Here is a 24924-nt window from a genome sequence, read left to right as displayed (position 1 = left end):
TTATGGGATTGGCTTGACCTCGCGGTCTTGCAGCCCTTTGTACCATCCATTGTAGCACGTGTGTAGCCCAGGTCATAAGGGGCATGATGATTTGACGTCATCCCCACCTTCCTCCGGTTTGTCACCGGCAGTCACCTTAGAGTGCCCAACTTAATGCTGGCAACTAAGATCAAGGGTTGCGCTCGTTGCGGGACTTAACCCAACATCTCACGACACGAGCTGACGACAACCATGCACCACCTGTCACTCTGTCCCCCGAAGGGGAACGCTCTATCTCTAGAGTTGTCAGAGGATGTCAAGACCTGGTAAGGTTCTTCGCGTTGCTTCGAATTAAACCACATGCTCCACCGCTTGTGCGGGCCCCCGTCAATTCCTTTGAGTTTCAGTCTTGCGACCGTACTCCCCAGGCGGAGTGCTTAATGCGTTAGCTGCAGCACTAAAGGGCGGAAACCCTCTAACACTTAGCACTCATCGTTTACGGCGTGGACTACCAGGGTATCTAATCCTGTTTGCTCCCCACGCTTTCGCGCCTCAGCGTCAGTTACAGACCAAAAAGCCGCCTTCGCCACTGGTGTTCCTCCACATCTCTACGCATTTCACCGCTACACGTGGAATTCCGCTTTTCTCTTCTGCACTCAAGTTCCCCAGTTTCCAATGACCCTCCACGGTTGAGCCGTGGGCTTTCACATCAGACTTAAGAAACCGCCTGCGCGCGCTTTACGCCCAATAATTCCGGATAACGCTTGCCACCTACGTATTACCGCGGCTGCTGGCACGTAGTTAGCCGTGGCTTTCTGGTTAGGTACCGTCAAGGTACAAGCAGTTACTCTTGTACTTGTTCTTCCCTAACAACAGAGTTTTACGACCCGAAAGCCTTCATCACTCACGCGGCGTTGCTCCGTCAGACTTTCGTCCATTGCGGAAGATTCCCTACTGCTGCCTCCCGTAGGAGTCTGGGCCGTGTCTCAGTCCCAGTGTGGCCGATCACCCTCTCAGGTCGGCTATGCATCGTTGCCTTGGTGAGCCGTTACCTCACCAACTAGCTAATGCACCGCGGGCCCATCTGTAAGTGATAGCCGAAACCATCTTTCAATTTTCTCTTATGCAAGAGAAAATGTTATCCGGTATTAGCTCCGGTTTCCCGGAGTTATCCCAGTCTTACAGGCAGGTTGCCCACGTGTTACTCACCCGTCCGCCGCTAACGTCATAGAAGCAAGCTTCTAATCAGTTCGCTCGACTTGCATGTATTAGGCACGCCGCCAGCGTTCATCCTGAGCCAGGATCAAACTCTCCGAAGAAATGTTTGACTTGCTCATAAAAGTTTAAAAAATTAACGTTGACGTTTGTCGCTTTGTTCAGTTTTCAAAGTTCAACCGCCGCTCTTAAGCGACTTTTCTATCTTATCAAGTTTACAACTCGATGTCAATAGTTTTTTTATTTCCTTTGAGATTCGTTTGTGTCTCTCAAGGACATTTATAAATATAACAGACATATTATCATATAGCAATACCAAAATAATAAGTTTAAATTTTCTAATATCTTCTATTCGTTATATCGATTGGATAAAAAGGAAAAAGACAGCTTTTTAGCTATCTTTTTCTAATTAATAATAAAATTTACTTCCCAGACGCATTCCCTTCTAAAATAAAGGTACTAAAAGCTGGTACAGTTACATTGTCACTTTTTACTTTCTTTATAGGCTTTGTACTCGCTTTTTTCCCATCAGCAAGCAGCGATAGATTACCTTTGGTAGACAAGTTGATCTTTATCTCTTTCGAATTAGCGTTGTGTATGATAGTTAGTTGCTTTTTGTTTTTATCCTTCAACGTATATGCTACTACATTTTTAGGTGCATTTAAAAATGATAGATTCTGACTAATCTCAGAGGCAGTTGTTGAACGAAATGCTGGATACTTTTTACGAATTTCAATCAAGCCTTTCATATACTCAACTTCTTGATTAAACGCTAAACGTCTCTTCCAATCTAGTTGATTTACAGAGTCTGGTGATTTATAGCTATTATGATCTCCACCTTTAGTTCTCATAAACTCTTGACCAGCGTGTATGAAAGACATGCCTTGTGAAGTTAATACCATAGATGAAGCAAGTTTATGCATTTGCTTACGCTCAGATTCAGTAGCAGTAGGGTTTGTTAATAGTAACTTATCCCATAACGTATGATTATCATGAGCTTCTACATACGTTACTACTTGTTCCGGATCTTGATAAGTAGCTGTTGATGAATCATATTGAAGTCCACCTGCTATACTCTTTTTCATTGTGTCTTCCATACCTTGTCTGCCATTTACAAAACCATTATCTTCATCATAAAATACGCTACCCTTTAAACCATCGCGAATAACATCATTAAAATGCGCTACACCTGGCATTTTCTTTGCATTCTTCTGGTTTGCTTTTTGATCAGCAGATAAAGGCGTGTTTAAGTCCCAACCTTCTCCTAAAACAATAATGCTTGGATCAACTTTATTTAAAGCTTCTCGAACCTCTTTCATGGTTTCTACATCATGAATTCCCATTAAATCAAAACGAAAACCATCTAAATTATATTCTGTTGCCCAATATGTTACCGAGTCTACAATAAACTTCCTCATCATTTTACGCTCTGAGGCTGTATCATTTCCAACTCCTGTTCCATTAGCTAACGTTCCATCTTCATTATATCGGAAGTAGTAACCTGGTACTAACTCATTAAAGTTTGACTCATTTACAGCATACATATGGTTATAAACAACATCCATAATTACACGTAAATTATTTTTGTGCAGTGATTGTACCATCTGCTTCATTTCTTTAATTCTCACTTTAGGTTCATATGGGTTTGTTGAATAAGAGCCTTCAGGCGCATTATAGTTCTTTGGATCATAGCCCCAGTTATACTGAGCCACGTCTAACTTGGTTTCATCGACTGTACGGTAATCATAAATAGGAATAAACTGCACGTGCGTTACACCTAAGTCTTTAATATGATCTAACCCTGTTTTCACTCCACCAGGACCTCTTGTTCCTTCCTCAGTAACACCTAAAAACTTACCTTTGTTTTTAATTCCACTATTTTCATCAATTGATAAATCTCGTACGTGAAGCTCATAGATAATCGCATCTTCACGATTTTTTAGAAAAGGTTTTTTCGCTGGCCACTTCTCTGGATTTGTAGTTTTTAAATCTACTACTACACCTTTATCTCCATTTACAGTTACAGCACGTGCATAAGGGTCAACAGCTTCATTCCATTTATCTCCAATTTTAACTTTATACGTGTAGATTAATTTATCTTGATTCCCTTCTAACTGTGCAGTCCATGTACCTCTCTCTGCTTTTTTCATTGGAATTTCAGTTCCGTTAGTTGAGTCCCACTTTTGATATGTAACTAGTTTCGCTTCAGTAGCAGTAGGAGCCCATAAGCGGAAAGATGTTTTTTCTTTTTTATACGTATTTCCTAGGTCATTTCCATCGTAATAAAACATATCATCGAATTCTTTTGAGCGCACTGCTGCCCCAATTTCAACTGTCGCACTTCCAAACAAGGACTTTGAGATTTTATATACCTTTGTTAAATCTAAATTATTTTTTGTCACAATGCGGACTTTGTTCGTTGTTTTTTCACCCTTATTAAATGGTATCACTTCTTTAATTTCTGCTCCTTCTACTGTAATACCAGAGTTATCTGCCTCTGTTATAGGGAATGGAACATTTGTTTGAAGCGTGATTTCATTCATTTTGTCAATGCTCGCTCCAATAATCTTTGGATTTAAATCTATTTGGCTTGGATCATAAAATACACGCTCGATTCCTTGAGCAATCCAAATTTCAGCTGATCCATCTTCTTTAAATTTCGTGATATAGCGATTATCTAACTCTTTATTACCCCACTCATTTCCATCTATGCTTTGTCGAGCAACAAACCCTACCTTTTGAATACCCTTTGGATCATTTAATTCGACCGTAGCGACTTTTCCAAATTTATCTTCTCCTTTAAATTGAACAGCTTGACCATCCTTTCCATCTGGCCAAACCCATAAGTCCCATCCTTCATAGTTTTGATCATAACGTGCATAATGAATGGTAACTTTAACGTTTTCATAAGATGGTAAATCACGATATTCTCCATCGGGTGGTTCGTTATACACCGTATTATCTCCACTTTTTATCCATACTTCACCTTCACCATTTTGGATATCAACCCAGCGGTCTTCCCCATCTTTCTCCCAAGTATCTGTGCGAACAATGAACCCTACCCTTTTAGTATTTGTAGGAATTTCAATCTCAGCAACTTTTCCAAACGCATCTTCTCCTGTAAAGTCGTAAACTTTCCCTTCTCCACCTTCAGGCCAAACCCACAGGTTCCAATTTTTTGCGTTATTCGGTGCTTCTTGATAATGAATAACTACTTTCGTTGTATTTGCAATCGTTTGCACAGGAAAGCTCGAAAAAACTGATGCAACCATCGCAAAGACAATTAGAATAGCAAACCATCGATTAATTTTCATAACACCCATCCCCTTTGTTTATAGTCAATAACAAATCTATTATATAAACACTGAAAACGTTTGCACAATACAAAAAATTGAATTTTCGAAAAATGAATCCAAAAGACCTATTTAATGACAAATAAAAGAGACAACCAATTGGTTGTCTCTTTCTGTTAACGATGGCGCATTTGTGGGAATAATAGTACATCACGAATAGACGGAGCGTTTGTTAACAGCATAACTAAACGGTCAATACCGATTCCTAAACCACCAGTTGGCGGCATGCCATATTCTAACGCTTCAATGAAGTCATCATCCATCTCATGTGCTTCATCGTTACCTTGTTCTTTTTCTTTTAACTGCGCTTCAAAACGTTCACGCTGATCAATTGGATCGTTTAACTCAGTAAATGCATTGGCATGTTCTCTTGCTACAATAAACAACTCAAAGCGATCTGTAAATCGAGGATCATCCTCATTCTTTTTCGCTAATGGTGAAATTTCTACAGGGTGTCCGTAAATGAATGTTGGTTGAATTAATTGCTCTTCTACTTTTTGTTCAAAGAATTCATTTACAATGTGCCCATATAACATGTGCTCTGTAATTTCAACATTATGTTCTTTTGCAAGAGCACGTGCTTCTTCAACAGATGTTTCTTTCCAAAAATCAACGCCTGTATATTGCTTGATGGCATCTACCATATGAAGTCTTGTCCATTCTGGAGTTAAGTCTACTTCATGCTCCCCATATTGGATTTTAGTCGTTCCTAATACTTCTTTCGCAATATGTGCAATTAGGTTTTCAGTTAATGCCATAATATCCTTGTAATCAGCATACGCTTCATACAGTTCAATCATTGTAAATTCTGGGTTATGGCGAGTTGATACACCTTCGTTACGGAAGACACGGCCAATTTCGTACACTTTTTCTAAGCCACCAACAATTAATCGTTTTAGGTGTAGCTCAATAGCAATACGCATATAAAGTTCCATATCTAGAGCATTGTGATGAGTAACGAATGGACGAGCTGATGCACCACCAGCAATCGAATGCATCATTGGTGTCTCAACTTCTAAGTAGCCATTATTATCTAAGTAGCGACGCATTGATTGGATAATACGGCTTCTTAAGATAAATGTTTGTTTACTTTCTGGATTTGTAATTAAATCTAAGTAGCGCTGACGATAGCGTTGTTCAATATCTTTTAAACCGTGATATTTATCTGGTAAAGGACGTAAAGCTTTTGATAATAAAGTGAATTCTTTTACCTTGATTGATAATTCACCCACTTTTGTTTTAAACAATACACCTTGTACGCCGACATGATCACCAATATCAACTGTTTTAAAGATTTCGTATTGTTCGTCCCCTACTGCATCTTTACGAACATAAAGCTGAATTTGACCTGTTAAATCTTGAACATGAGCAAAGCCTGCTTTTCCTTTTCCGCGCTTTGTCATAATACGTCCTGCTAATAAAACTGAAACTTCGTTTTCCTCTAAAGCTTCTTTCGTTAGTTCTTCGTATGCGTTAACGATCTCTTGTGATGTATGTGTACGTTCGAAGCGTTTCCCAAATGGATCCATACCTTGTTCTCGAAGGTTGTTCATTTTTTCACGACGAACGAGAAGTTGATCATTTAATTCTTCATGATTCATTATGTGCTCATCTCCATCGTATTAATAAATTTTCTAAAACAGAAAAAAGGCCAGCTTTTCCACTGGCAATTCCTACGTTTCTTTAAAATTATTATAAATTCAGTCGTTTCTCTATGTCAAATCGCTTTAGACTTACAGTATTTTCTTGTCTCAAGCTAAAACAACTTAATATAGTAACACAACTGCCTTAACGCGTAGTTATATTACTTCTTTCCCTTACGCACTTTCGGCCTTAACGAATTCTAAATAATGTTTGGTTATCAATTTCTTATTGTAACGAACTAAGAAAAGCAAGTAAACCTCCTGGCTCTTAAAAACAAAAAACGTTTTTATGGAATCGTCACGTCATGTAAGTCACCAATTAATTTAATCCCTTGTTCTGCAGCTAATCGTTTCGCTAAGTATAATGTAGGTATATCTTCAGTAGGCATAATAAAGTCACTAGCAATTTCTGATAGAGGGACCATTACAAATGCTCTTTCTGTCATTCGAGGATGAGGAACGATAAGCCTAGAACTATGTATAACCTCTTCATTGTAGAGAAGAATATCCAAGTCTAACGTTCGTGGTCCCCATACAACCTCTCTTTTTCGATTTTGCTGTAGCTCAATCTCCTGCAAAACATCTAGTAACCCTAAGGGAGGAAGTTCTGTTTTAATTTCGGCTACCATATTTAAGAAAGCACTTTGGTTAGTGTAGCCAACCGGATCTGTCTCGTATACTGAAGAAAGATTTTCTAATAAAATACCTTCATGACTGTTTAGTGATTGGACAGCTTGCTTTAAATAGTTACTGCGGCTTTTAATATTAGACCCTAGGGCTATAAAAGCTCTATTGTTCATTAGCGGCTCCTTGTAATTTCGACGGCAACCGAATCATAATGACCTTGAATCGGAGGGTCGGGCTTATATACTTTTACGGTACAACTTTGAATCAGGTGGTAAGAGAATAAAACTGTTGTCGCAATAGTCTCAGCAATCGTTTCAACTAGCTTAAACGTTTCTTTCTCTACAATATTTTTACATACTTCGTAAAGCTCTGCGTAGCTTACAGTTGCCTCTAAATCATCCTCTTGACCAGCTTTTTTCAAATCTAATTCTACAGTTAAGTCTACATTAAAACGTTGACCTAACTTATTTTCTTCAGAAAAAACGCCGTGATAACCATAAAAGCGCATATTGTTTACATGAATTTTATCCATGCTCTATTACCCCTTTACCAACTAGAACATCCATCATCTTTGTGAAGCGAGCGATCTCTTTCACATCATGTACTCTTGTCATATGAATACCTTTGGAAATACCCATTCCAATAGTGGCAGCAGTTCCTTCCACACGTTCTTTTGGAGGTAGATTAAGAACATGTCCAATTGTTGACTTTCGAGATGTAGCCAACAAAACAGGGTAACCTAGTGCTGTAAACTTATCCATATTTTGAATAACTTCAATATTTTGCTCTACCGTCTTAGCAAATCCAACCCCTGGGTCTAAGATAATGTTCTCATCTTTTACACCAGCATTTTTAACGATTTTTATGCTTTCATACAAATCCCCAATCATATCTGGAATGAGGTTTTGGTAATTTTTATTGTCTCTATTATGCATGAGGATAATAGGTACATTATAATGAGCAGCTACTTCTGCCATTTGTGGATCTGCCTTAGCTCCCCATACGTCATTGATAATATGTGCACCTGCTTCAATTGCTTGCTTTGCTACCTGAGACTTATACGTATCAATAGAGATAGGAACGTCTAGGTTCCGAGATAAATCTTTAATAACAGGAATCGTACGCTTTAATTCTTCTTCCATACTTACTTTGTCGCTTCCTGGACGTGTTGATTCACCACCAATATCAATAAGGTCTGCACCATCTATGACCATTTGTTTAGCATGCTCAACTGCTTTATCGATATGATTAAATGAACCACCATCTGAAAACGAGTCTGGGGTTACGTTTAAAATTCCCATGATTAACGTCTTTGTAGAATAATCTAACTTATGGGAACCACAATCAATAAATTGACCATTTACTACCGTTTTTGTCATCTAAGACTTCCTTTCGTACATCTTCTTTACTCCATAAATAAGAAGTATACTTCTCATATTGTCGCTGTAATGTATAGGTTAGCGTTTGTTCACCGGTTTTAAACTCTTTTTCCCCAACTTTATGGATAGCAAAAATTTCTTGAATTGAATTTGTCATAAAGATTTCTTCGCTCTCCAAAAGCTCTGATAATGTAAAGAATCCTTCTTTAACAAAAATCCCTTTGGCGCTCAAAAGCTTACATATAAATTGGCGAGTAATACCATTTAATATTCCCGTTTCAATAGCAGGAGTAAAGACGGTTTTACCTTTCACAAAGAAAAGGTTTGAAACAATACCTTCAGCTAAGAACCCTTCCTTTGTTAAGAAAATCCCTTCCTTATTCATATCGTTTCCAACTTCCCTTTTGGCTAAGATATTATTTAAATAATGATGGGATTTCAGACGTTCATTACTTTCAGGTGTATTTCTTTTTGTTTCAAGAATAACCCCCTCTTTTACAAGAGGGGTTTTCTTATCAGGCATAGGCTTTACATAAACAATGAACGATGGGTGAGTGTATGCTTCTACCTGTAGTCCAATTTCACCTACACCTGCAGATACGTTTAGACGAACATACGCATTTTGAAGATTATTCTTTTGCAGCAACTCGTTAAGAATTGTAAGTACATCTTCCTTTGAATATGTCCATTCAATATTTAAAAGCGATAAGCCGCTTTGTAATCGACTCAGATGATCATCTAATAAAAATGGATGACCATTATAGATTCTCATCGTTTCAAATAAACCTAGGCCATACATATAACCATGGTCAAAAGGAGAAATAGTTGCTTTGCTTCTTTCTAAGATCTCTCCATTTACATAAATGTACAAAGGTTACACGCCCTTTTTTTGATACGTATTAATAAAATTCCCCAGCATTTCTCGACCATATGAAGTCATAATGGATTCAGGGTGAAATTGGACACCCTCAATTGGCATAGTTTTATGACGAATAGCCATAATCTCATTTTCATCTGTCCATGCTGACACCTCAAAGCAGTCAGGTAGCGATTCGGTCTCTACAATTAAAGAGTGATAGCGAGTAGCTGTAAAAGGATTATCCAACCCTTCAAAGATTGTTTTTCCATCATGGTGCATTTCGGACGTTTTACCATGCATAAGTTTATCAGCTCTAATAACATTTCCACCAAACGCTTGACCAATGGACTGATGTCCAAGACAAACCCCAAAAATCGGAATTTTACCAGCAAAATATTTAATTGCTTCCAAGCTAATACCCGCTTCGTTGGGACTACATGGTCCTGGAGAAATCATTAAAAAGTCAGGGTTAAGATTTTCAATCTCCTCAATTGTAATTTCATCATTACGCTTGACCACTAACTCATGACCTAGCTCACCTAAATACTGTACTAAATTAAATGTAAATGAATCGTAGTTATCAATCATTAAAATCATCTGTTCTCATCCTCCACTCAGCTCTTTTTCACTCTGCTCTTTTGCTTTCCACAAAGCCATAGCCTTTTTTAAAGACTCTTTGTACTCATATTTAGGGTTCGAGTCAATAACAACACCAGCTCCCGCTTGTACATGTACTTGACTATCTTGGACGACCATTGTGCGAATTGCGATGTTAATTTCCATCTCACCATTATAGCCTATCCAACCAATTGATCCCGTATAGATACCTCTTCGAACAGGCTCTAGTTCTTCAATAATTTCCATTGTACGAACCTTTGGTGCACCTGTAATGGTTCCTCCTGGAAATACGGCGTCTACTACATCTACAAAATCTTTATTCTCAGCAATTTCACCTTTGACATTTGATACGATGTGCATAACATGGGAGTATTTTTCAATCACCATAAATTCATCTACACAAACAGTCCCATACTTACTTACTCTACCTAAGTCATTTCTCTCTAAATCAACGAGCATCACGTGCTCAGCACGCTCTTTTTCATTTTCAATTAACTCTTTAGCCAGTGCATTGTCTTCTTCATTTGTCTTTCCTCTAGACCTTGTTCCTGCGATTGGCCTCGTGCTGAGCTCAACTCCCGACTTTTTAACTAACAACTCTGGTGAGCAGCTCACTAAATGAAACTCATCCGTTTGCATATACGACATGTATGGAGAAGGATTAATCTTTCGGACCTGTTCGTAAATATGCATTGGATGTGTATTAAGAGGCTGTGACTGTCTTACAGATAAGTTAACTTGAAATACATCACCTTGTCCAATGTATTCTTTTATCTTTTCAACAGCCACACCAAACTCTTCCTCTGACATTGACAAAGTTGTTTGCGTATTAACGCTCTCCACCTTTTCATAAGCAGGGGTATAATTTGTTTTAGCCAACCATTGATTTTTATATGAAGTTAAACGAGCTTTAGCATGTTCTTCATCTGTGTGGTTCACTATTATCCATAGCTCTTCTTTATGGTGGTCATATACAAAGACATCATCAAAAATTAAAAAATAAATATCAGGCATCTTTAACGGATCATCTGCTATTGTTGGTACATGTTCTACGTACCTCACGTAATCATAGCTGATATAACCAATGGCCCCACCTTGAAATGGAGGCAGTTCTTTACGTTGAGATGTTTGGTACTTCTTCATCCATTTACGCATCAAGTGCAGTGGATTACCCTTTTCAACACTTCGTCTTTCTTGCTCTATAATATGAAGCTCGTTAGACTCTCCTCGTAGAATAGCGATAGGGTTAAGGCCCATAATATGAAAGTTACCGCCTCGCCCACTCTCCAACAATATGTGATGCGGCTCATCTACAGATAATTCTTGATACTTACTAAACCATTTATCCTTCGGAATCGAAATCGATTCACCCCATGTCATTCGTTGCTGCATTTGCTCACTCTCCTAAAATGAATCACCTATCTTTATTTTACATGATTTTTGAAAGTTATTCACTAGATGAAAAAAACTACCCCTTTAAGCCACAAAATTACTGTGGCTTAAAGGGGTAGCTAAATAAAAACGATTTATCGTAGCTTATCAAGACTGACCTTGTGTTTGCTCCTCAAATTGGAATAATGGTGTGCTTAAATAGCGCTCACCATTACTTGGAATAATGGCTAACACTTTCTTACCTTTTCCTAATTCTTTTGCTACTTTTAATGCTGCAAAAATTGCTGCACCTGAAGAAATTCCGACTAATACACCTTCAGTTTTAGCTACTTTTCGAGCATAGTCAAATGCTTCTTCATTTTTCACAGGAATGATATGGTCATATAGGTCTGTATTTAACACACCTGGTATAAAGTTAGCACCAATTCCTTGAATTTTATGAGGCCCTGGCTGACCACCACTTAAAATTGGTGAGTCTGCTGGTTCTACAGCATAAAGTTTGATCTCTGGGTAAGCTTCTTTCAATACTTCTCCAGCACCTGTAATCGTTCCCCCTGTTCCAATCCCAGCTACAAAAGCATCAAGTTGGTCACCAAATTGTTCAACGATTTCTTTACCTGTTGTTTTACGGTGCACTTCAGGGTTTGCTTCATTTTGGAACTGTTGAGGAATAAAATAACCATGTTCTTTCGCTAATTCAGAAGCCTTATTAACAGCTCCTTTCATTCCTTCAGGTCCTGGTGTTAAGACTAACTCCGCTCCATATGCACGAAGTAGGTTACGACGTTCAATACTCATTGTTTCAGGCATTGTTAAAATCGCACGGTATCCTTTTGCTGCTGCAACCATCGCTAAACCGATACCTGTGTTACCGCTTGTAGGTTCAATAATTGTGTCGCCAGGCTTTAAAACACCTTTAGCTTCCGCATCTTCAATCATTGCTAACGCAATACGATCTTTCACGCTGCTTCCTGGGTTCATAAACTCTAACTTTAAGTATACATCTGCCATATCTTCTTCAACTAAACGATTTAATTTAACAATTGGTGTTTGACCAATTAATTCCGTAATTGAATTTGCTACGCGTGCCATATCTCCACTCCTAATCCCGAGTAATTTTATTGAATTTGTATAAAATTTATCAGTTATTTTCTAAATTGTCAATCATTTTGTTTTGTGACAATGACTTTTTTTTCTATTTTTCTAGACCATTATATCCTTACTGTATCACTTTCAGACCAAACTTCAAAAGAAAAAGACACCGGCTGTATGCGATGTCTTTTTCAAAGGATTATATAGCTTCTTCTTTCATTTCTTTAAGTTCTTCAGCAGGGAAGTGATACATTTCATTGCAGAAGTGACACTGTGCTTCAGCTTTGCCATCTTCATCAATCATTGATTGAATTTCATCTTTTCCTAAGCTGATAATTGCATTGCCAATGCGCTCTTTAGAACATTGACATTTGAATTGAACAGGCATGGTTTCAAGAATTTTCAGGTTATCTTTTCCTAGAACTTCTTCTAAAATCTCTTCTGGTGTTAATCCACGTTGGATAAGTTTAGAGATTGGTTCAATGGTTTCTAAACGCTGTTCAATTGCTGAGATTGTTGCTTCATCTGTTCCTGGTAACAGCTGAATAATAAAACCACCTGCAGCTAAAATTGAATTATCTGGGTTTACTAAAACACCAACACCCACTGATGAAGGAACTTGTTCAGATGTTACAAAATAATAGGTAAAATCTTCTCCTAATTCACCTGATACAATCGGTACTTGACCATTAAATTGATCTCTCATACCAACGTCTTTTACTACGCTAAGCGTACCTCCCGTACCTACTGCACGAGCAACATCTAGCTTACCATGTTTGTTTAGGTCAAAGTGCGTTTGTGGGTTTGTAACATAACCACGAACTTCCCCTTTGGCATTGCTATCTACCAAGATTGCGCCAATTGGTCCTCCACCTTCAACCTTTATAGTTAACTTTTGTTCTCCCTTTAACATTGCGCCCATCATTACACCAGCACTCATCGTACGACCTAATGCTGCTGAAGCTGTTGGCCACGTATAATGGCGACGCTGCGCTTCGCCTACTGCTTCCGTTGTTTTCACAGCGTAGGCACGAACTTGATTATTATATGCTAAAGCTTTGACTAAGTAGTCACTCATAATAATACTAACTCCTCTTATTCCATATTTTTCGTATAGATAATCTGTAGACCTTTTAATGTTAAAAACGGATCTACAATGTCAATAATATCTGACTCTTTTGCGATTAATGTTGCTAAACCACCTGTTGCAATTACTTTAGGGTTTACGTTTGATTGCTCTTTCATTCGTGTAACAATACCTTCAACTTGCCCAACATATCCATATAAAATTCCTGCTTGCATCGCAGAAACTGTATTTTTGCCTACAATGCTATTCGGCCTAGCAATTTCAATTCTTGGAAGCTTAGATGCTCTAGAATACAGCGCTTCCGTAGAGATGTTAATACCAGGTGCGATAGCTCCTCCCATATACTGCTTATCTTCGTCAATATAACAGTAAGTTGTTGCTGTTCCAAAATCGACAATAATTAGTGGGCTGCCATAAAGCTTAATACCTGCTACTGCATTGACGATACGGTCTGCTCCAACCTCTCTTGGGTTTTCATATTTAATATTTAAACCTGTTTTAATACCAGGGCCTACTATAAGCGGCTTTAAATGAAAATATTTTTGGCACATACGTTCCAATGCAAACATAATTGGTGGTACTACAGAGGAGATAATAATACCATGAATATCTCTAAAAGATAAACCAACGTGCTCAAGGAGTGCCTTAATTGTCATTCCGTATTCATCTTCTGTCTTATTACGACTCGTTTCAATGCGCCAATGATATTTTAGTTCATCACCATCATATACTCCTAATACAGTATTCGTATTTCCAACATCTAATACAAAAATCATGTTAATCACCACTTCGCCTTTAATCAATATTTACACTGAAACCATCATACCATAACTAAGAAAAAGGGGTGTACAGTAAAAGAAGCTTTTCCTTTTTCTTACTAATATTCATATAGAAACAAAAAAAAAGTAAGATGCTCATAGGAGCATCTTACTTTTTTATTCTTTAGGCTCTTCTTCTTGATCTGGCTTTGATTGAATGTTTACTTTTACATCTTCATCACTGCTTTTTGGAGAACGATCTGGAAGCGTGCCATGATCAACCAAGTGCTTGATTTGCTCAGCATCTAATGTTTCAACTTTTAATAACGTTTGAGCAACAAGTTCTAACTTATCACGATTTTCAGTTAGGATTTGTCTTGCACGCTCGTAGCTATCTTTAATGAACTGTTGAATTTCTAAATCAATTTGATGAGCAATTGCGTCACTATAGTTTTGTTCATTTTGGATGTCACGTCCTAAGAACACTTGGCCACCTTGTGACTGACCAAACTGCATTGGACCTAACTTATCGCTCATACCGTATTCAGTAACCATACGTCTTGCGATACTTGTTGCACGTTGGAAGTCATTATGTGCACCTGTACTTACTTCGCCAAAGATTAATTCCTCAGCTACACGTCCACCTAATAAACCAACGATCTTATCTAAAAGCTCTGGTTTTGTCATGAAATAGCGATCTTCTTTCGGAAGCATTACAGCATAACCGCCTGCTTGCCCACGTGGAACAATCGTTACTTTATGTACCATATCCGCTTCATCTAATACAACACCAATAATTGTGTGACCAGCTTCGTGGTACGCGACAATATTGCGTTCTTTTTTAGAAATAACGCGACTCTTTTTAGCTGGTCCCGCAATTACGCGGTCCGTTGCTTCATCGATATCACTCATATCAATTTTTTTCTTATCTTGTCGTGCAGCTACTAAAGCAGCTTCGTTTAACAAGTTTTCTAAGTCGGCTCCTGAGAAACCTGGTGTACGCATCGCAATAGCATTTAGATTCACATTTTCATCTAAAGGTTTGTTGCGGGCATGTACTTTTAATACCGCTTCACGACCATTTACATCTGGACGATCTACAGTAATCTGACGATCAAAACGTCCTGGACGTAATAAAGCTGGATCTAAAATATCAGGGCGGTTTGTTGCTGCAATGATAATGATTCCTTCATTAGCACCAAAGCCATCCATTTCAACAAGCAATTGGTTTAGAGTTTGTTCACGTTCATCGTGACCTCCACCTAGACCAGCACCACGTTGACGACCTACAGCATCAATTTCATCGATGAAGATAATACAAGGTGCATTTTTCTTTGCGTTTTCAAACAAGTCACGCACACGTGATGCACCAACACCAACAAACATTTCAACAAAGTCTGAACCACTGATTGAGAAGAAAGGCACGCCTGCTTCACCAGCTACAGCTCTCGCTAATAATGTTTTACCCGTTCCTGGAGGGCCTACAAGAAGCACACCTTTTGGAATTCGAGCCCCTAAGTCGGCAAATTTACGAGGGTCTTTCAAGAACTCTACAACCTCAACAAGTTCTTGCTTCTCTTCGTCTGCACCTGCAACATCTTTGAACTTAACTTTCTTCTTTTCTTCACTGTAAAGCTTCGCTTTACTTTTACCAAAGTTCATTACACGGCTACCGCCACCTTGAGCTTGGTTTAGTAAGAAGAAGAAGAGAATGAAGATAATGACAAAAGGTATAATTGATGTAAAGAATGTTACCCAACCACTTGTTTCATCTGCTGGGTCAACCTTTACCTGAATTTCCTTACTATTTGCAGCGGCATTAATACGCTCTAACGCTTGATCACCATCTACAATGTAAGTTTGGAATTTCTGATCCTCATTATAAGATTCTAATTTCCCTTGTACAACATAAACCCCACGTTCAGGCTTCAATGTTAATGATTCAATATCTCCACTTTCCAAGTGTCCTACAAATGTGTCATATCGCATTGCTTCAGTCTTTTGGTTGGAACCACTGAAGAAACTGACCACGCCAATAATGACTAAAAATATAAGTAAATAAAAGATGGTATTACGGAAGATCCGATTCATTTCTTACCTCCTCCCACGATAAACAAATACTGTATTCAATAGTACCATAGAACCTATATCCTATCCAACAAATTGCATTTGCAAATATGCTGATTAGTTACTATACACTTCTGGTTTTAGCACGCCAATGTAAGGTAGGTTACGATACTTTTCCTGATAATCTAACCCATACCCTACTACGAAAGCATCTGGAACTTCAAAGCCAACGTAATCTGCTTTAATATCCGCTTTACGCCCAGTTGGTTTGTCTAATAGTGTTACGATTCTAATTGATTTTGCTTTGCGATACTTAAATAACTCTACTAAATAGCTTAGCGTTAATCCACTATCAATAATATCTTCTAAAATTAAGATGTCTCGACCTTCTACAGAAGTATCTAAATCCTTTAAGATTTTTACTTCACCAGAAGAAACCATTTCTTTACCATAGCTTGATACATCCATAAAGTCCATTTCTAAATATGTATCGATGCGTTTAATTAGGTCAGACATAAAAGGCATGGCACCTTTTAATACACCAATTACTAAAGGAAAGCGATCTTGATACTCTTCAGTGAGTAGTTGTCCTAAATCCTTTACCTTTGCCTGTATTTCTTCCTCTGAAATTAGAATTTCTTTAATATCATGCTTCATTCCTTGCTTGCCTCCTAGAAGTTTTCCCTACTTATAGTATAAAATAACATATCTTAACTTATGAGTGTGTAATTCATAAGCAGATTTTTTTAATTTTGGCAGCCATAAAATTGTACCATTACTATCTTCTACAATAGGCCACGCATTTCTTTTCTCTAAAGGCACTTTTTCATCAATAAAGATATCCTTTACCTTTTTATGCCCCTTCATGCCTTTTAATTGAATTTTATCTCCTGGTTTTCGCGTTCGAACCCGAATCGGAAACCTAACCTTACTATCATCTACTAAAAAGATGTCAGCGTCTTGCTTATCATATTCTCCATTATGTATGCTAGCAGTAAGGGAATGACCATTCGGCAGCTGAATAACCCCTGGAATGGGAATATCATATTCATATGCTGGAATAGACTGCGTAAATTCAAAAGTGAACATACAGTCGTCATACGAACGAGAAATTGTCAGCTTATTTGGAAAGTGAAGCACACCAGAAGGTTTATCAGCTTCTAAAAACCTCAATAAATTATTAATATGAACTGAGGAAAGATCTGAAGGGATTTTTTTATAGAGATAGTTTAATATTAGTTGAATCCCACGCCTTTGTAAAGGTTTGCTTATATTAAGGAAAGACCCTCGACTCATTAAAAGATACCCTTGTCTTTGCTGTTTAATTACCTTATTCATTTCTTGTGTTGTTAATTCCTCTAAATAGACTTGATCTTCATATAAGTTTTCACTAAAAGCCTGAAATTTTTCATGTATATCGTGATATTCATCCTTTAAAAAAGGTAATATATATTGCCTAATGCGATTACGAGTATATGTATCCTTCTCGTTAGTAGGGTCTATTCTAGGATTTAAGTTAAATTTCCTGCAATATAATAAAATTTGTTCTTTTGTAACAGATAAAAAAGGGCGAACGAGAGACCCTGTGGCATAAGGACGCTTTACCTCCATACCTCCATACCCTTTCATCGTACTACCTCGCGCTAACCTCATAAGTATGGTTTCTACTTGATCATCTCCGTGATGAGCTAAAGCTAGTACCTCTGCACCGTACTTATTCATCATTTCTTCAAAGAACGTATATCGACATTCTCTAGCTGCTACTTGAGCAGATACTTTGTTCTTTTTTTGATAAGCTGTTACATCGATACTAACACCTTCAAAAGTAATACCTGCATCTCTGCAATAAGCTTGCACGTATTCTAAGTCACGTCTAGACTCTTCTCCTCGAAACATATGGTCAACGTGCAGCGCCACTAGGTGTAAATTTCTGTGCATCTGCTCCTTATGTAAAAAATGAAGCAATGCTAAGGAGTCTGGACCTCCAGAAACACCAACTAAGACCGTTGCATTAGTTGGTAAAAGGTTATGTTTATCAATAAATTCTGTTGTTTCCCTTTCCATTATCCTGTTCATCCTTACGTGATTAAGACTAGTTACCACTATTCCCTTCTCATTTTACGGATATTCCATTAAAAAGTTTCACATTTATAGTACTTGAATGAAAAGATATAACAAATACATAAACATGACGGATGCTCCTAATAAAACAGTTTCTAGGAAATGTGTACGCTTCTTCTTTACTTTAACACGCTTTGGACTATGCTGACGAACCTTTTGATTACCTACAGATGTAACTGATTCACCGCCCTTGGTTCCTTCAATCAGATCTTGCTTCATCTCATGAGCTGTACGATAGTTGCCATGAACCGCTTTATACAAAGTAGAACGATGTGCTAACAGAGCGTTATGTGTTTTTAATAATTTCTTTAGTTGTTCATTAGGTTTATCGGTTTTATTTAAACGTTCGCCGATTAATAATTCGATTATAATCATGGCCATAGCAAACAAGTCATATGTTGGCTCAGCTTTTCGAGAGCCAAACCCCCAATATGCTCGATCATAGTAATCTGTAAACTCTTTGATAGCTCTCCCTTGCATTGTCGTTCCACCTACATCGATTAAACGAACCTTGACAGGCTGGTCACTTACAACCAAGTTCTCAGGCTTTAAGTCTCCAAAGACCCATCCTTCCTTGTGTAGTTCATGTAAGTCGCCTAATAGCTGTATGGCCAGTACATTTACCCATTCCTTGCCTCTTTTCGCAATGAAAGCTTTTAACGATGTTCCCTTTACATATTCCATTACATAAAAAGAGAGTGCTTGATTACGATAAATCCAGTCGTCTACATCGAATAAGAAAGGTCCAACAGACTTGCCATGGACCTTTGAGAAGTTACGTAATACATTTACCTCAGCCGTTACAGAGTTGTTATCAAAGCTTAACTTTAACGCTGCCATTTCTCCATTTGGCGAGTGAACCAAATAGACAACTCCGGTTGCACCTATGCCTAGTTGCTTTACGATGGTGTAATGATTATGATGCCACTTCCCTGTTAGTTTTGTACCAGCTGTTAAGTTACATACCAGATTCTTCATTGTAGTGTTCATCACTTCTTAACATCCCCCTTAAGGAACGTTTCTTCTGAACAAAGTGGTTTGTTGCCTCTTTAATCGCTGGGCCCGTAGGTGTAATGCCACCAGCTGTTAACTTCGGAAATATAGTAGATAATGATTCTAGCTTTGGGTTCCAATCCATAAGTTTTTCAACATCTTTCTTTTTCCCTGGAAATAAAAATACTGAAAATTGATTGTATCCAATTCTAGCATTGAGACTGAGAGATAAATCTAATAATGCTTCTTTAACAGTTGGAAGTTTTGATTTCATGCTTCCACTCATATCAACTAAAATGAGAATCTCTAAATCAACTGTTTCACCTAGCTCATCGACAACTTCCATAATTTCTCCACGCTTTTCCGGAGGTAAATCTTCCATCTTTGAAGCTGATGCGCCTAATATTTGTTGAAGCTCTTTATTTACTACACCTTGCAACGTTTGAGTCATTGCTTGTCTTGTAACCATCTGAACGGTTTGAGAGAGTTGCTTTACATAGACGATTTGGCTAACCCCTCCACCTGACATAGCTATACCTTCAATTTCATTTTGACTTTGTTCATCAATCACGTCTTCTTCCATAACGCCAATAACATTTACACTGATACCCTGTTCCTTAGCTAATGCTGCCATTGCAATTGGATCTTCTCCCGTGTTAGAGCCTCCATCTGTAATAACCAACATTTGCTTTAACGTTCCTTTTTTCATAAATAAAATCCCCTCCTCATTATCAGTATTAACATGATAGACGAGGAAGGGATAATTTATACTCTATAATCTACTGTGCTTTTTTGCGATACGCATAGGTTGGAATTGAAGACCATTTTGGCGTATTATGCTTCAGTTTAGCAACCACCACGGTCATATCATCTTCAATTAAACCAGACCGTGTTCGAATGACTTCTTCCATAATTAAGTCTGCAATTTCCTGTGGATCATCGGTTTGTAATTCTCCAATTTTACGCTTCATCCACATCTCATAATTTTCAACATGTCTTGGACCTTCAAACACTCCATCACTCATCATAATGAGTAAGTCCTGTGCTTTCATTTGCTCACTCACAACGTCTACTTCAAACTCTTCGATAATTCCCATTGGTAAATTACTTGCTTGTACCTTTATTACTTTGTCACCACGCTTAATAAAGCTTGGTGTCGAGCCGATTTTCAAAAAATTTACGTTCGCATCTTGTAAATCAATCATTGCCAAGTCAAGTGTCGAAAAAATTTCATCACTCGTTCGTAATGAAAGAATAGAGTTAATAGATTTTATTGCTATAGTCTCTTCAATGCCTGTTTGTAAGATTTGTTTAAGGAGCTGTAGTGTTTCACTGCTCTCATAATGAGCTCTTTCACCGTTTCCCATACCATCGCTAATTGCTAATGCATATTTACCAGCATTTAATTCAATCATTGAATAGCTATCTCCTGAAACAAATCCTCCTCCTTTTGCCGCATGAGCTACCCCTGTATCTACAACATAAGCTTTTGTTGAACCAAAAGAAACGTGACAATAACCTTGAGGATATTTTGCACAGTCTTCATTTTTCACCACAATACTTTCACCAAGTATATCTGTAAGCATTGGCGCAATTATCTTTTCACATTCTCCTCTGCCATGACAGTACGGAACCCACATTTCTACATCTACATTACCAGGCTCTAAACTATAAATTTCAATTTGATTAATCTCCATGCCAAAGCTTCTCAATGCTTCAACAATCTGTTCTTCTTGGACATTTAAATTTTCTCTTTCTCTTTTAATTTCTTGGGCGAAATTATTCATAACCTGAGAAACTCCATGTAGCTGCTCAGCTACAATCCGACGACTTTCATGAATCTGAGATTTTAACTGCTGGTTGGCTTTAAAGTAAGTCAGCTCATGTTCAATGACGTCGATTACTTTTTTCGACTTTACACAATGCTTATCCATTTCTCTGACTAGCTTGGGATTTCTCTCTAACGAGTTGTTATCAATTTCCAGCATAATTTCTTTCATATATTCATAGGTTGTATCAAACTGCTGTGCCCAACATTGCTCTTTTTTGAAACAGAATTGACACGTCCTCTCCGTTACGCTACTGAGGAAATAGTCTATTTCTTTTTCTTCATTTCGCTTTTCCTCATAAAAGCCATTTTGAGTAAAGCTATCGGATAAAGCTTGAAATACATTTGAGAATTGTTCCACTCGATTTGCGGTCACATCTCTTACTTTTCGAATATATTGCTGTTGTTCCATCATGTTTTCCGATGTACCTGGAACGAGTTTACTTAAATTTTTCAAAAGGAATGTCGGCGTTAATAGAAATAAAGCAACAGCAATAAGCGACTCATATAAATTAGTTGAAAGTGCCTGTTCGGCTTGTGAATAGAGGCCAATTAAAAGAGATCCAACAATCAACCCCAGAGATGCACCAATTTTTTTGCCATCTTTTAATAACCCTCCTAACAAGCCTGAAAAAGCTAGTAAACTCATTTCATATAAACTCGTTACGTTAGCAAAGCTTAAAATTAATCCCGTTACTACACCCACAGTAGCTCCAATTGTTGGACCTGACACAAAAGCAAAAATCAATACTAAATAACGTGATAACACGTGCTCTGCTGATAAACCGTACATAACCCAACCAATAGTTCCTGTCATGACAGATGCTAAAAGGATAATGAGAGAAATAACCTCTTCTGTCTTAAGAGACTGTTTTCGCTTCCGATATGAAATAAGAGGTACACTTTGTAGAAAAATCATTGTTAGGATAAAACTTAAGCCCGCTTCCACAGCTATAAATGCAAAGTCATACATTGTAACTCCTTGTGAAAACAAGTAGAAAATCCCTAACTTCGTTAAAAACATAGAAATAAACACGGTAAATGGTAACTTTTTAAGAGGATCGATGGTTATAAAACCACTAAAGCGATGAAGAAGTAAAAATACGAATAGGGAACAGAAGACAACCCCACCGTTTTGTAAGGATAGACTAAATGCTCCAGCCAAAATGGCTAAGCCTGCAAGAGCTGCCTTATCTTTTTTAATAGCAAGTACAGCCGCAAAGAAAGGTAATGCAAACGGCATAATTTCCATTAAAATTAAAGCTCGTCCTAATAAAAATCCTACTGCTAATAAGATTAACCCCCACTGGAACAATACCTTTTCCGTTTTCAAACTCGTTTTCGTAAAAATGCGTGACATTTCTAACCTAGTACGATTAAAAACAGCTTCAGTTGCTGGACCGGCAAAATTCCGCTCAGTTTTTTGCATTTTTCCACCACCCGCTAATTATACTTATAAGCTATTATATCCAGAAAGAAGTTAAGATTTTGTCAAATCGACTCTCTCTAGTACAAGAATCGTTCGACGACTTTCTAGTTGGAGAGCGAAAACTATACAAAAAAATATATAATATTACATTGCAGCTTAAAAAAATTTAGAAGTTATGCTCTAAACTAGTATTTTCTTGTACTAATTTATTTAAATTGATTAGGTTTATTATTTATATTTTTTGGTTTCCCATTATTTTTAAAAATGTTATTGACAAGCAATGGAGATTTTTATATTATTATACATGTCTTTTATAAAGAATTTATGGCGGTGTAGCTCAGCTGGCTAGAGCGTACGGTTCATACCCGTGAGGTCGGGGGTTCGATCCCCTCCGCCGCTACTTATTATAAAGGCCCGTTGGTCAAGTGGTTAAGACACCGCCCTTTCACGGCGGTAACACGGGTTCGAATCCCGTACGGGTCATCCAAAAACATGTACATCATTGTACATGTTTTTTATATGCAAAAAAAGCACCTTCAATGAAGGTGCTTTTTAGAACTCGCTATCTATATCGTGATAAGCAGCAAGTTAGCCGCGTTTCGCGCCGCGTCCGCCACGTTTTGATTCTGTATGGCGTTTTAGGGAAGATAAACGTTCTTCACTATCTTTTAAGAAACGATTCATTTTTTGTTCAAACGTTTCTTTTGAACGGAAGTCATTACCACCACCGCGATTATTACGCTGTGGGCGATGTGAGTCACGAGGTCTGTCAGAACGTGGTGCACGCGCTGGTCTCTCTGGTCGCTCTGGACGTTCTGGTCTCTCTGGACGATCTACAGCCTTCTTAATTGAAAGGCCAATCTTTCCATCTTTCTCTACGTTAATAACCTTTACTTCAACTTCATCGCCGACTTTTAAATGGTCGTTAATGTCTTTTACATAGTTATCAGCTACTTCACTAATATGAACTAAGCCTGTTGTTCCCCCTGGAAGCTCAACAAAAGCTCCAAAGTTTGTAATACCTGTTACCTTTCCCTGTAACTTGCTGCCTACTTCAATTGACATAAAAAAAATGCTCCTCCTTAAAATGATAAAAGAAATCAATTTACTCTATTATACAAAAAGCGAAAATATGCTGTCAACGCACCGTGAATTTAGTCTTTTTTGATGTTAAAGATAATCTCACCGTCTTCTGATAAGAAGTAATCTCTTCTCGCAATTTTTTTAATATACTCATCATCATTTAACTTAACAATTTCAGACTCAAGCTGCTTTTCTTTGCTTTCAAGTTTTGTTAATTGTTGTTCTAACTTTTCTTTTTCAGCTTTTTTATTTTCAATAGCTGATGCTTGAGTAATCAACGTTGTAACGATACCTACACCAATAAGCAGAGCTAAAACACCAAAGAAAGTTAGACGTCTAATTAAGCCAATGCGCTTTCGATCTGTTTGTTTTTTAAGACTTTGTTGTTGTTGACTATATTCTGTATTTAACTTTGTTACATTTTTCTTACGTTCAGCACTCATTAACCTAGTCGTCCTCCTTATTTTTAAAAGTGTTTAACCATGATACAGCCCTCATTATGGTATTCTTTACACGTTGAAAAACTCCTTCTAGATACGTAAAACACCTCTGTAAAAATCGTCTTACAGATTTAGGCATAATTCTCCAAAACACCAAGAATATCCACCTTATTGGTAGAAAAATCACCTTTAGTATAAATGAAACAAGGCTATATCCAAAGCGATAACATAATAAGCCTAAAGCAATTATACACCTTAACAGCATTCGAGCAGGCTTGACCAATATAATAATAAGAATCGTTAGTAAGGCTCGATAAACGGCTAATACACTTGAAACAATAAATTTTAAAGCCTTTAAATAAATAGATTGGATTAAGCTTTGATAAGCTGCAAATCCACATAATAAGGCAAGAAATGCATAAAACCTTAACTCACCTTCATTAACTAAAAATAACACGTAAAAGATGAGTAATGCTTGAACTACCCAAAACAGTAAGTCGCTAATAAAGACAAACCACCTTACTGTTTGAGCCCGATTTACAAAGTAGCGATATGTATCCAGTGATGCTCCAATACATCCACCCATCGAAATCATTGCAAGCATAGTATAGAATTGTATATTAAGGCTCATCGAAACAACTTACTAAAGAATCCTTTAGCTTTCTCCGATTGGTTCTCATCTAAGTAAACTATATCAAAGATTTTTCCTTTTATCGATACAATTCCTTTTTCAACATCCAAATTTTTCATCTGAAGGTTTTGACCTCGTACAGATAAAAATCCCATCACAGTTTCCAGTAAAAATTCTTCATTGTCAAAACTCTCTACTTGCTTGACTCCGGTAATATCTAAGAGGCGTCTCCCCTTCATTACTAAATCATGATTTGGAGTTTGATCTTTATTTGCACTGCCCATTTCGTAAAATTGACTCATCTTCATCCCCACCTCATTATTAAGCTCT

21 protein-coding genes, 2 tRNA genes and 1 rRNA gene (1 of these 24 cut by a window edge) are annotated in these 24924 nt (G+C 37.6%); 2 read left to right on the top strand and 22 right to left on the bottom strand.

Annotated elements, in window-relative coordinates:
- The 18 genes from NIZ91_00510 to spoIIE all read right to left on the bottom strand — a co-directional run.
- Positions 1–1298 (bottom strand): 16S ribosomal RNA (locus NIZ91_00510) (it extends 255 nt beyond the left edge of the window).
- A 318-nt stretch (positions 1299–1616) separates the two neighbouring features.
- Entirely contained in the window at positions 1617–4508 is a 2892-nt protein-coding gene (gene pulA / locus NIZ91_00505; protein ID USY55240.1) for a type I pullulanase, read from the bottom strand.
- Between the two features lie 155 nt (positions 4509–4663).
- On the bottom strand, positions 4664–6148 hold the full coding sequence (gene lysS / locus NIZ91_00500) for a lysine--tRNA ligase (protein ID USY55239.1): 1485 nt from the start codon (positions 6146–6148) through the stop codon (positions 4664–4666).
- Positions 6149–6477: 329 nt separating this feature from the next.
- Entirely contained in the window at positions 6478–6990 is a 513-nt protein-coding gene (folK, locus tag NIZ91_00495) for a 2-amino-4-hydroxy-6-hydroxymethyldihydropteridine diphosphokinase (protein USY55238.1), read from the bottom strand.
- Positions 6990–7349, bottom strand: a complete 360-nt coding sequence (gene folB / locus NIZ91_00490; protein ID USY55237.1) for a dihydroneopterin aldolase — start codon at positions 7347–7349, stop codon at positions 6990–6992. The genes folK and folB overlap by 1 nt, the downstream gene beginning before the upstream one ends.
- Positions 7342–8196 carry a dihydropteroate synthase gene (folP, locus tag NIZ91_00485; protein ID USY55236.1) on the bottom strand — a complete coding sequence of 285 codons (855 nt, stop codon included), beginning with the start codon at positions 8194–8196 and terminating at the stop codon, positions 7342–7344. The genes folB and folP overlap by 8 nt, the downstream gene beginning before the upstream one ends.
- Positions 8162–9067, bottom strand: a complete 906-nt coding sequence (gene pabC / locus NIZ91_00480) for an aminodeoxychorismate lyase (GenBank protein USY55235.1) — start codon at positions 9065–9067, stop codon at positions 8162–8164. Before pabC ends, folP begins: the two co-directional genes overlap by 35 nt.
- Positions 9068–9070: 3 nt before the next feature.
- Positions 9071–9652, bottom strand: a complete 582-nt coding sequence (pabA, locus tag NIZ91_00475) for an aminodeoxychorismate/anthranilate synthase component II (protein USY55234.1) — start codon at positions 9650–9652, stop codon at positions 9071–9073.
- A 6-nt stretch (positions 9653–9658) separates the two neighbouring features.
- Entirely contained in the window at positions 9659–11065 is a 1407-nt protein-coding gene (locus NIZ91_00470) for an anthranilate synthase component I family protein (GenBank protein USY55233.1), read from the bottom strand.
- Between the two features lie 147 nt (positions 11066–11212).
- On the bottom strand, positions 11213–12157 hold the full coding sequence (cysK, locus tag NIZ91_00465; GenBank protein USY55232.1) for a cysteine synthase A: 945 nt from the start codon (positions 12155–12157) through the stop codon (positions 11213–11215).
- A 199-nt stretch (positions 12158–12356) separates the two neighbouring features.
- On the bottom strand, positions 12357–13235 hold the full coding sequence (gene hslO, locus NIZ91_00460) for an Hsp33 family molecular chaperone HslO (protein ID USY55231.1): 879 nt from the start codon (positions 13233–13235) through the stop codon (positions 12357–12359).
- Between the two features lie 17 nt (positions 13236–13252).
- The gene (locus NIZ91_00455) at positions 13253–14020 is read right to left on the bottom strand and encodes a type III pantothenate kinase (GenBank protein USY55230.1); all 768 of its coding nucleotides are present in this window, start codon (positions 14018–14020) and stop codon (positions 13253–13255) included.
- Positions 14021–14179: 159 nt separating this feature from the next.
- Positions 14180–16093 carry an ATP-dependent zinc metalloprotease FtsH gene (ftsH, locus tag NIZ91_00450; GenBank protein ID USY55229.1) on the bottom strand — a complete coding sequence of 638 codons (1914 nt, stop codon included), beginning with the start codon at positions 16091–16093 and terminating at the stop codon, positions 14180–14182.
- Between the two features lie 93 nt (positions 16094–16186).
- Positions 16187–16726 (bottom strand): hypoxanthine phosphoribosyltransferase, encoded by a 540-nt coding sequence (gene hpt / locus NIZ91_00445; protein ID USY55228.1) that lies wholly within the window; start codon positions 16724–16726, stop codon positions 16187–16189.
- Between the two features lie 27 nt (positions 16727–16753).
- Positions 16754–18133 (bottom strand): tRNA lysidine(34) synthetase TilS, encoded by a 1380-nt coding sequence (tilS, locus tag NIZ91_00440; GenBank protein USY55227.1) that lies wholly within the window; start codon positions 18131–18133, stop codon positions 16754–16756.
- 84 nt (positions 18134–18217) lie between these two features.
- Complete coding sequence (locus NIZ91_00435; GenBank protein ID USY57055.1) at positions 18218–19180, bottom strand: protein kinase family protein; 963 nt, start codon at positions 19178–19180, stop codon at positions 18218–18220.
- Positions 19149–19892 carry a VWA domain-containing protein gene (locus NIZ91_00430; protein ID USY55226.1) on the bottom strand — a complete coding sequence of 248 codons (744 nt, stop codon included), beginning with the start codon at positions 19890–19892 and terminating at the stop codon, positions 19149–19151. The genes NIZ91_00435 and NIZ91_00430 overlap by 32 nt, the downstream gene beginning before the upstream one ends.
- A gap of 70 nt (positions 19893–19962) precedes the next feature.
- Entirely contained in the window at positions 19963–22440 is a 2478-nt protein-coding gene (gene spoIIE / locus NIZ91_00425) for a stage II sporulation protein E (protein ID USY55225.1), read from the bottom strand.
- A 326-nt stretch (positions 22441–22766) separates the two neighbouring features.
- On the opposite strand from spoIIE, the gene NIZ91_00420 reads away from it, so the two are divergent.
- Both NIZ91_00420 and NIZ91_00415 read left to right on the top strand, forming a co-directional pair.
- Positions 22767–22840, top strand: a tRNA-Met gene (locus NIZ91_00420).
- 11 nt (positions 22841–22851) lie between these two features.
- Positions 22852–22923 (top strand) — tRNA-Glu (locus NIZ91_00415).
- Positions 22924–23028: 105 nt separating this feature from the next.
- Here the strand turns inward: NIZ91_00415 and NIZ91_00410 are convergent.
- From NIZ91_00410 to yabP, 4 genes are all read right to left on the bottom strand, one after another.
- Complete coding sequence (locus NIZ91_00410; GenBank protein USY55224.1) at positions 23029–23505, bottom strand: S1 domain-containing RNA-binding protein; 477 nt, start codon at positions 23503–23505, stop codon at positions 23029–23031.
- Between the two features lie 89 nt (positions 23506–23594).
- Positions 23595–23966, bottom strand: a complete 372-nt coding sequence (locus NIZ91_00405; GenBank protein ID USY55223.1) for a septum formation initiator family protein — start codon at positions 23964–23966, stop codon at positions 23595–23597.
- A gap of 4 nt (positions 23967–23970) precedes the next feature.
- Positions 23971–24594 (bottom strand): spore cortex biosynthesis protein YabQ, encoded by a 624-nt coding sequence (gene yabQ, locus NIZ91_00400; GenBank protein USY55222.1) that lies wholly within the window; start codon positions 24592–24594, stop codon positions 23971–23973.
- Complete coding sequence (gene yabP / locus NIZ91_00395) at positions 24591–24896, bottom strand: sporulation protein YabP (protein USY55221.1); 306 nt, start codon at positions 24894–24896, stop codon at positions 24591–24593. Before yabP ends, yabQ begins: the two co-directional genes overlap by 4 nt.
- Between the last annotated feature and the right edge of the window lie 28 nt (positions 24897–24924).

It is taken from the genome of Bacillus sp. 1780r2a1 (genome assembly GCA_024134725.1).
Classification (GTDB): domain Bacteria; phylum Bacillota; class Bacilli; order Bacillales; family Bacillaceae_H; genus Priestia; species Priestia aryabhattai_A.
The sequence above is the reverse complement of the archived record's forward strand: the minus strand, read 5'-3'. Positions and strand labels throughout refer to the sequence as shown.

Excerpts from the sequence above, each read along its gene's own strand:
- pulA (USY55240.1), bottom strand. The coding sequence starts at position 4,508 with ATGAAAATTAATCGATGGTTTGCTATTCTAATTGTCTTTGCGATGGTT.
- lysS (USY55239.1), bottom strand. The coding sequence starts at position 6,148 with ATGAATCATGAAGAATTAAATGATCAACTTCTCGTTCGTCGTGAAAAA.
- folK (USY55238.1), bottom strand. The coding sequence starts at position 6,990 with ATGAACAATAGAGCTTTTATAGCCCTAGGGTCTAATATTAAAAGCCGC.
- folB (USY55237.1), bottom strand. The coding sequence starts at position 7,349 with ATGGATAAAATTCATGTAAACAATATGCGCTTTTATGGTTATCACGGC.
- folP (USY55236.1), bottom strand. The coding sequence starts at position 8,196 with ATGACAAAAACGGTAGTAAATGGTCAATTTATTGATTGTGGTTCCCAT.
- pabA (USY55234.1), bottom strand. The coding sequence starts at position 9,652 with ATGATTTTAATGATTGATAACTACGATTCATTTACATTTAATTTAGTA.
- NIZ91_00470 (USY55233.1), bottom strand. The coding sequence starts at position 11,065 with ATGCAGCAACGAATGACATGGGGTGAATCGATTTCGATTCCGAAGGAT.
- cysK (USY55232.1), bottom strand. The coding sequence starts at position 12,157 with ATGGCACGCGTAGCAAATTCAATTACGGAATTAATTGGTCAAACACCA.
- hslO (USY55231.1), bottom strand. The coding sequence starts at position 13,235 with ATGAGTGACTACTTAGTCAAAGCTTTAGCATATAATAATCAAGTTCGT.
- NIZ91_00455 (USY55230.1), bottom strand. The coding sequence starts at position 14,020 with ATGATTTTTGTATTAGATGTTGGAAATACGAATACTGTATTAGGAGTA.
- ftsH (USY55229.1), bottom strand. The coding sequence starts at position 16,093 with ATGAATCGGATCTTCCGTAATACCATCTTTTATTTACTTATATTTTTA.
- hpt (USY55228.1), bottom strand. The coding sequence starts at position 16,726 with ATGAAGCATGATATTAAAGAAATTCTAATTTCAGAGGAAGAAATACAG.
- tilS (USY55227.1), bottom strand. The coding sequence starts at position 18,133 with ATGGAAAGGGAAACAACAGAATTTATTGATAAACATAACCTTTTACCA.
- NIZ91_00435 (USY57055.1), bottom strand. The coding sequence starts at position 19,180 with ATGAACACTACAATGAAGAATCTGGTATGTAACTTAACAGCTGGTACA.
- NIZ91_00430 (USY55226.1), bottom strand. The coding sequence starts at position 19,892 with ATGAAAAAAGGAACGTTAAAGCAAATGTTGGTTATTACAGATGGAGGC.
- spoIIE (USY55225.1), bottom strand. The coding sequence starts at position 22,440 with ATGCAAAAAACTGAGCGGAATTTTGCCGGTCCAGCAACTGAAGCTGTT.
- NIZ91_00410 (USY55224.1), bottom strand. The coding sequence starts at position 23,505 with ATGTCAATTGAAGTAGGCAGCAAGTTACAGGGAAAGGTAACAGGTATT.
- NIZ91_00405 (USY55223.1), bottom strand. The coding sequence starts at position 23,966 with ATGAGTGCTGAACGTAAGAAAAATGTAACAAAGTTAAATACAGAATAT.
- yabQ (USY55222.1), bottom strand. The coding sequence starts at position 24,594 with ATGAGCCTTAATATACAATTCTATACTATGCTTGCAATGATTTCGATG.
- yabP (USY55221.1), bottom strand. The coding sequence starts at position 24,896 with ATGAGTCAATTTTACGAAATGGGCAGTGCAAATAAAGATCAAACTCCA.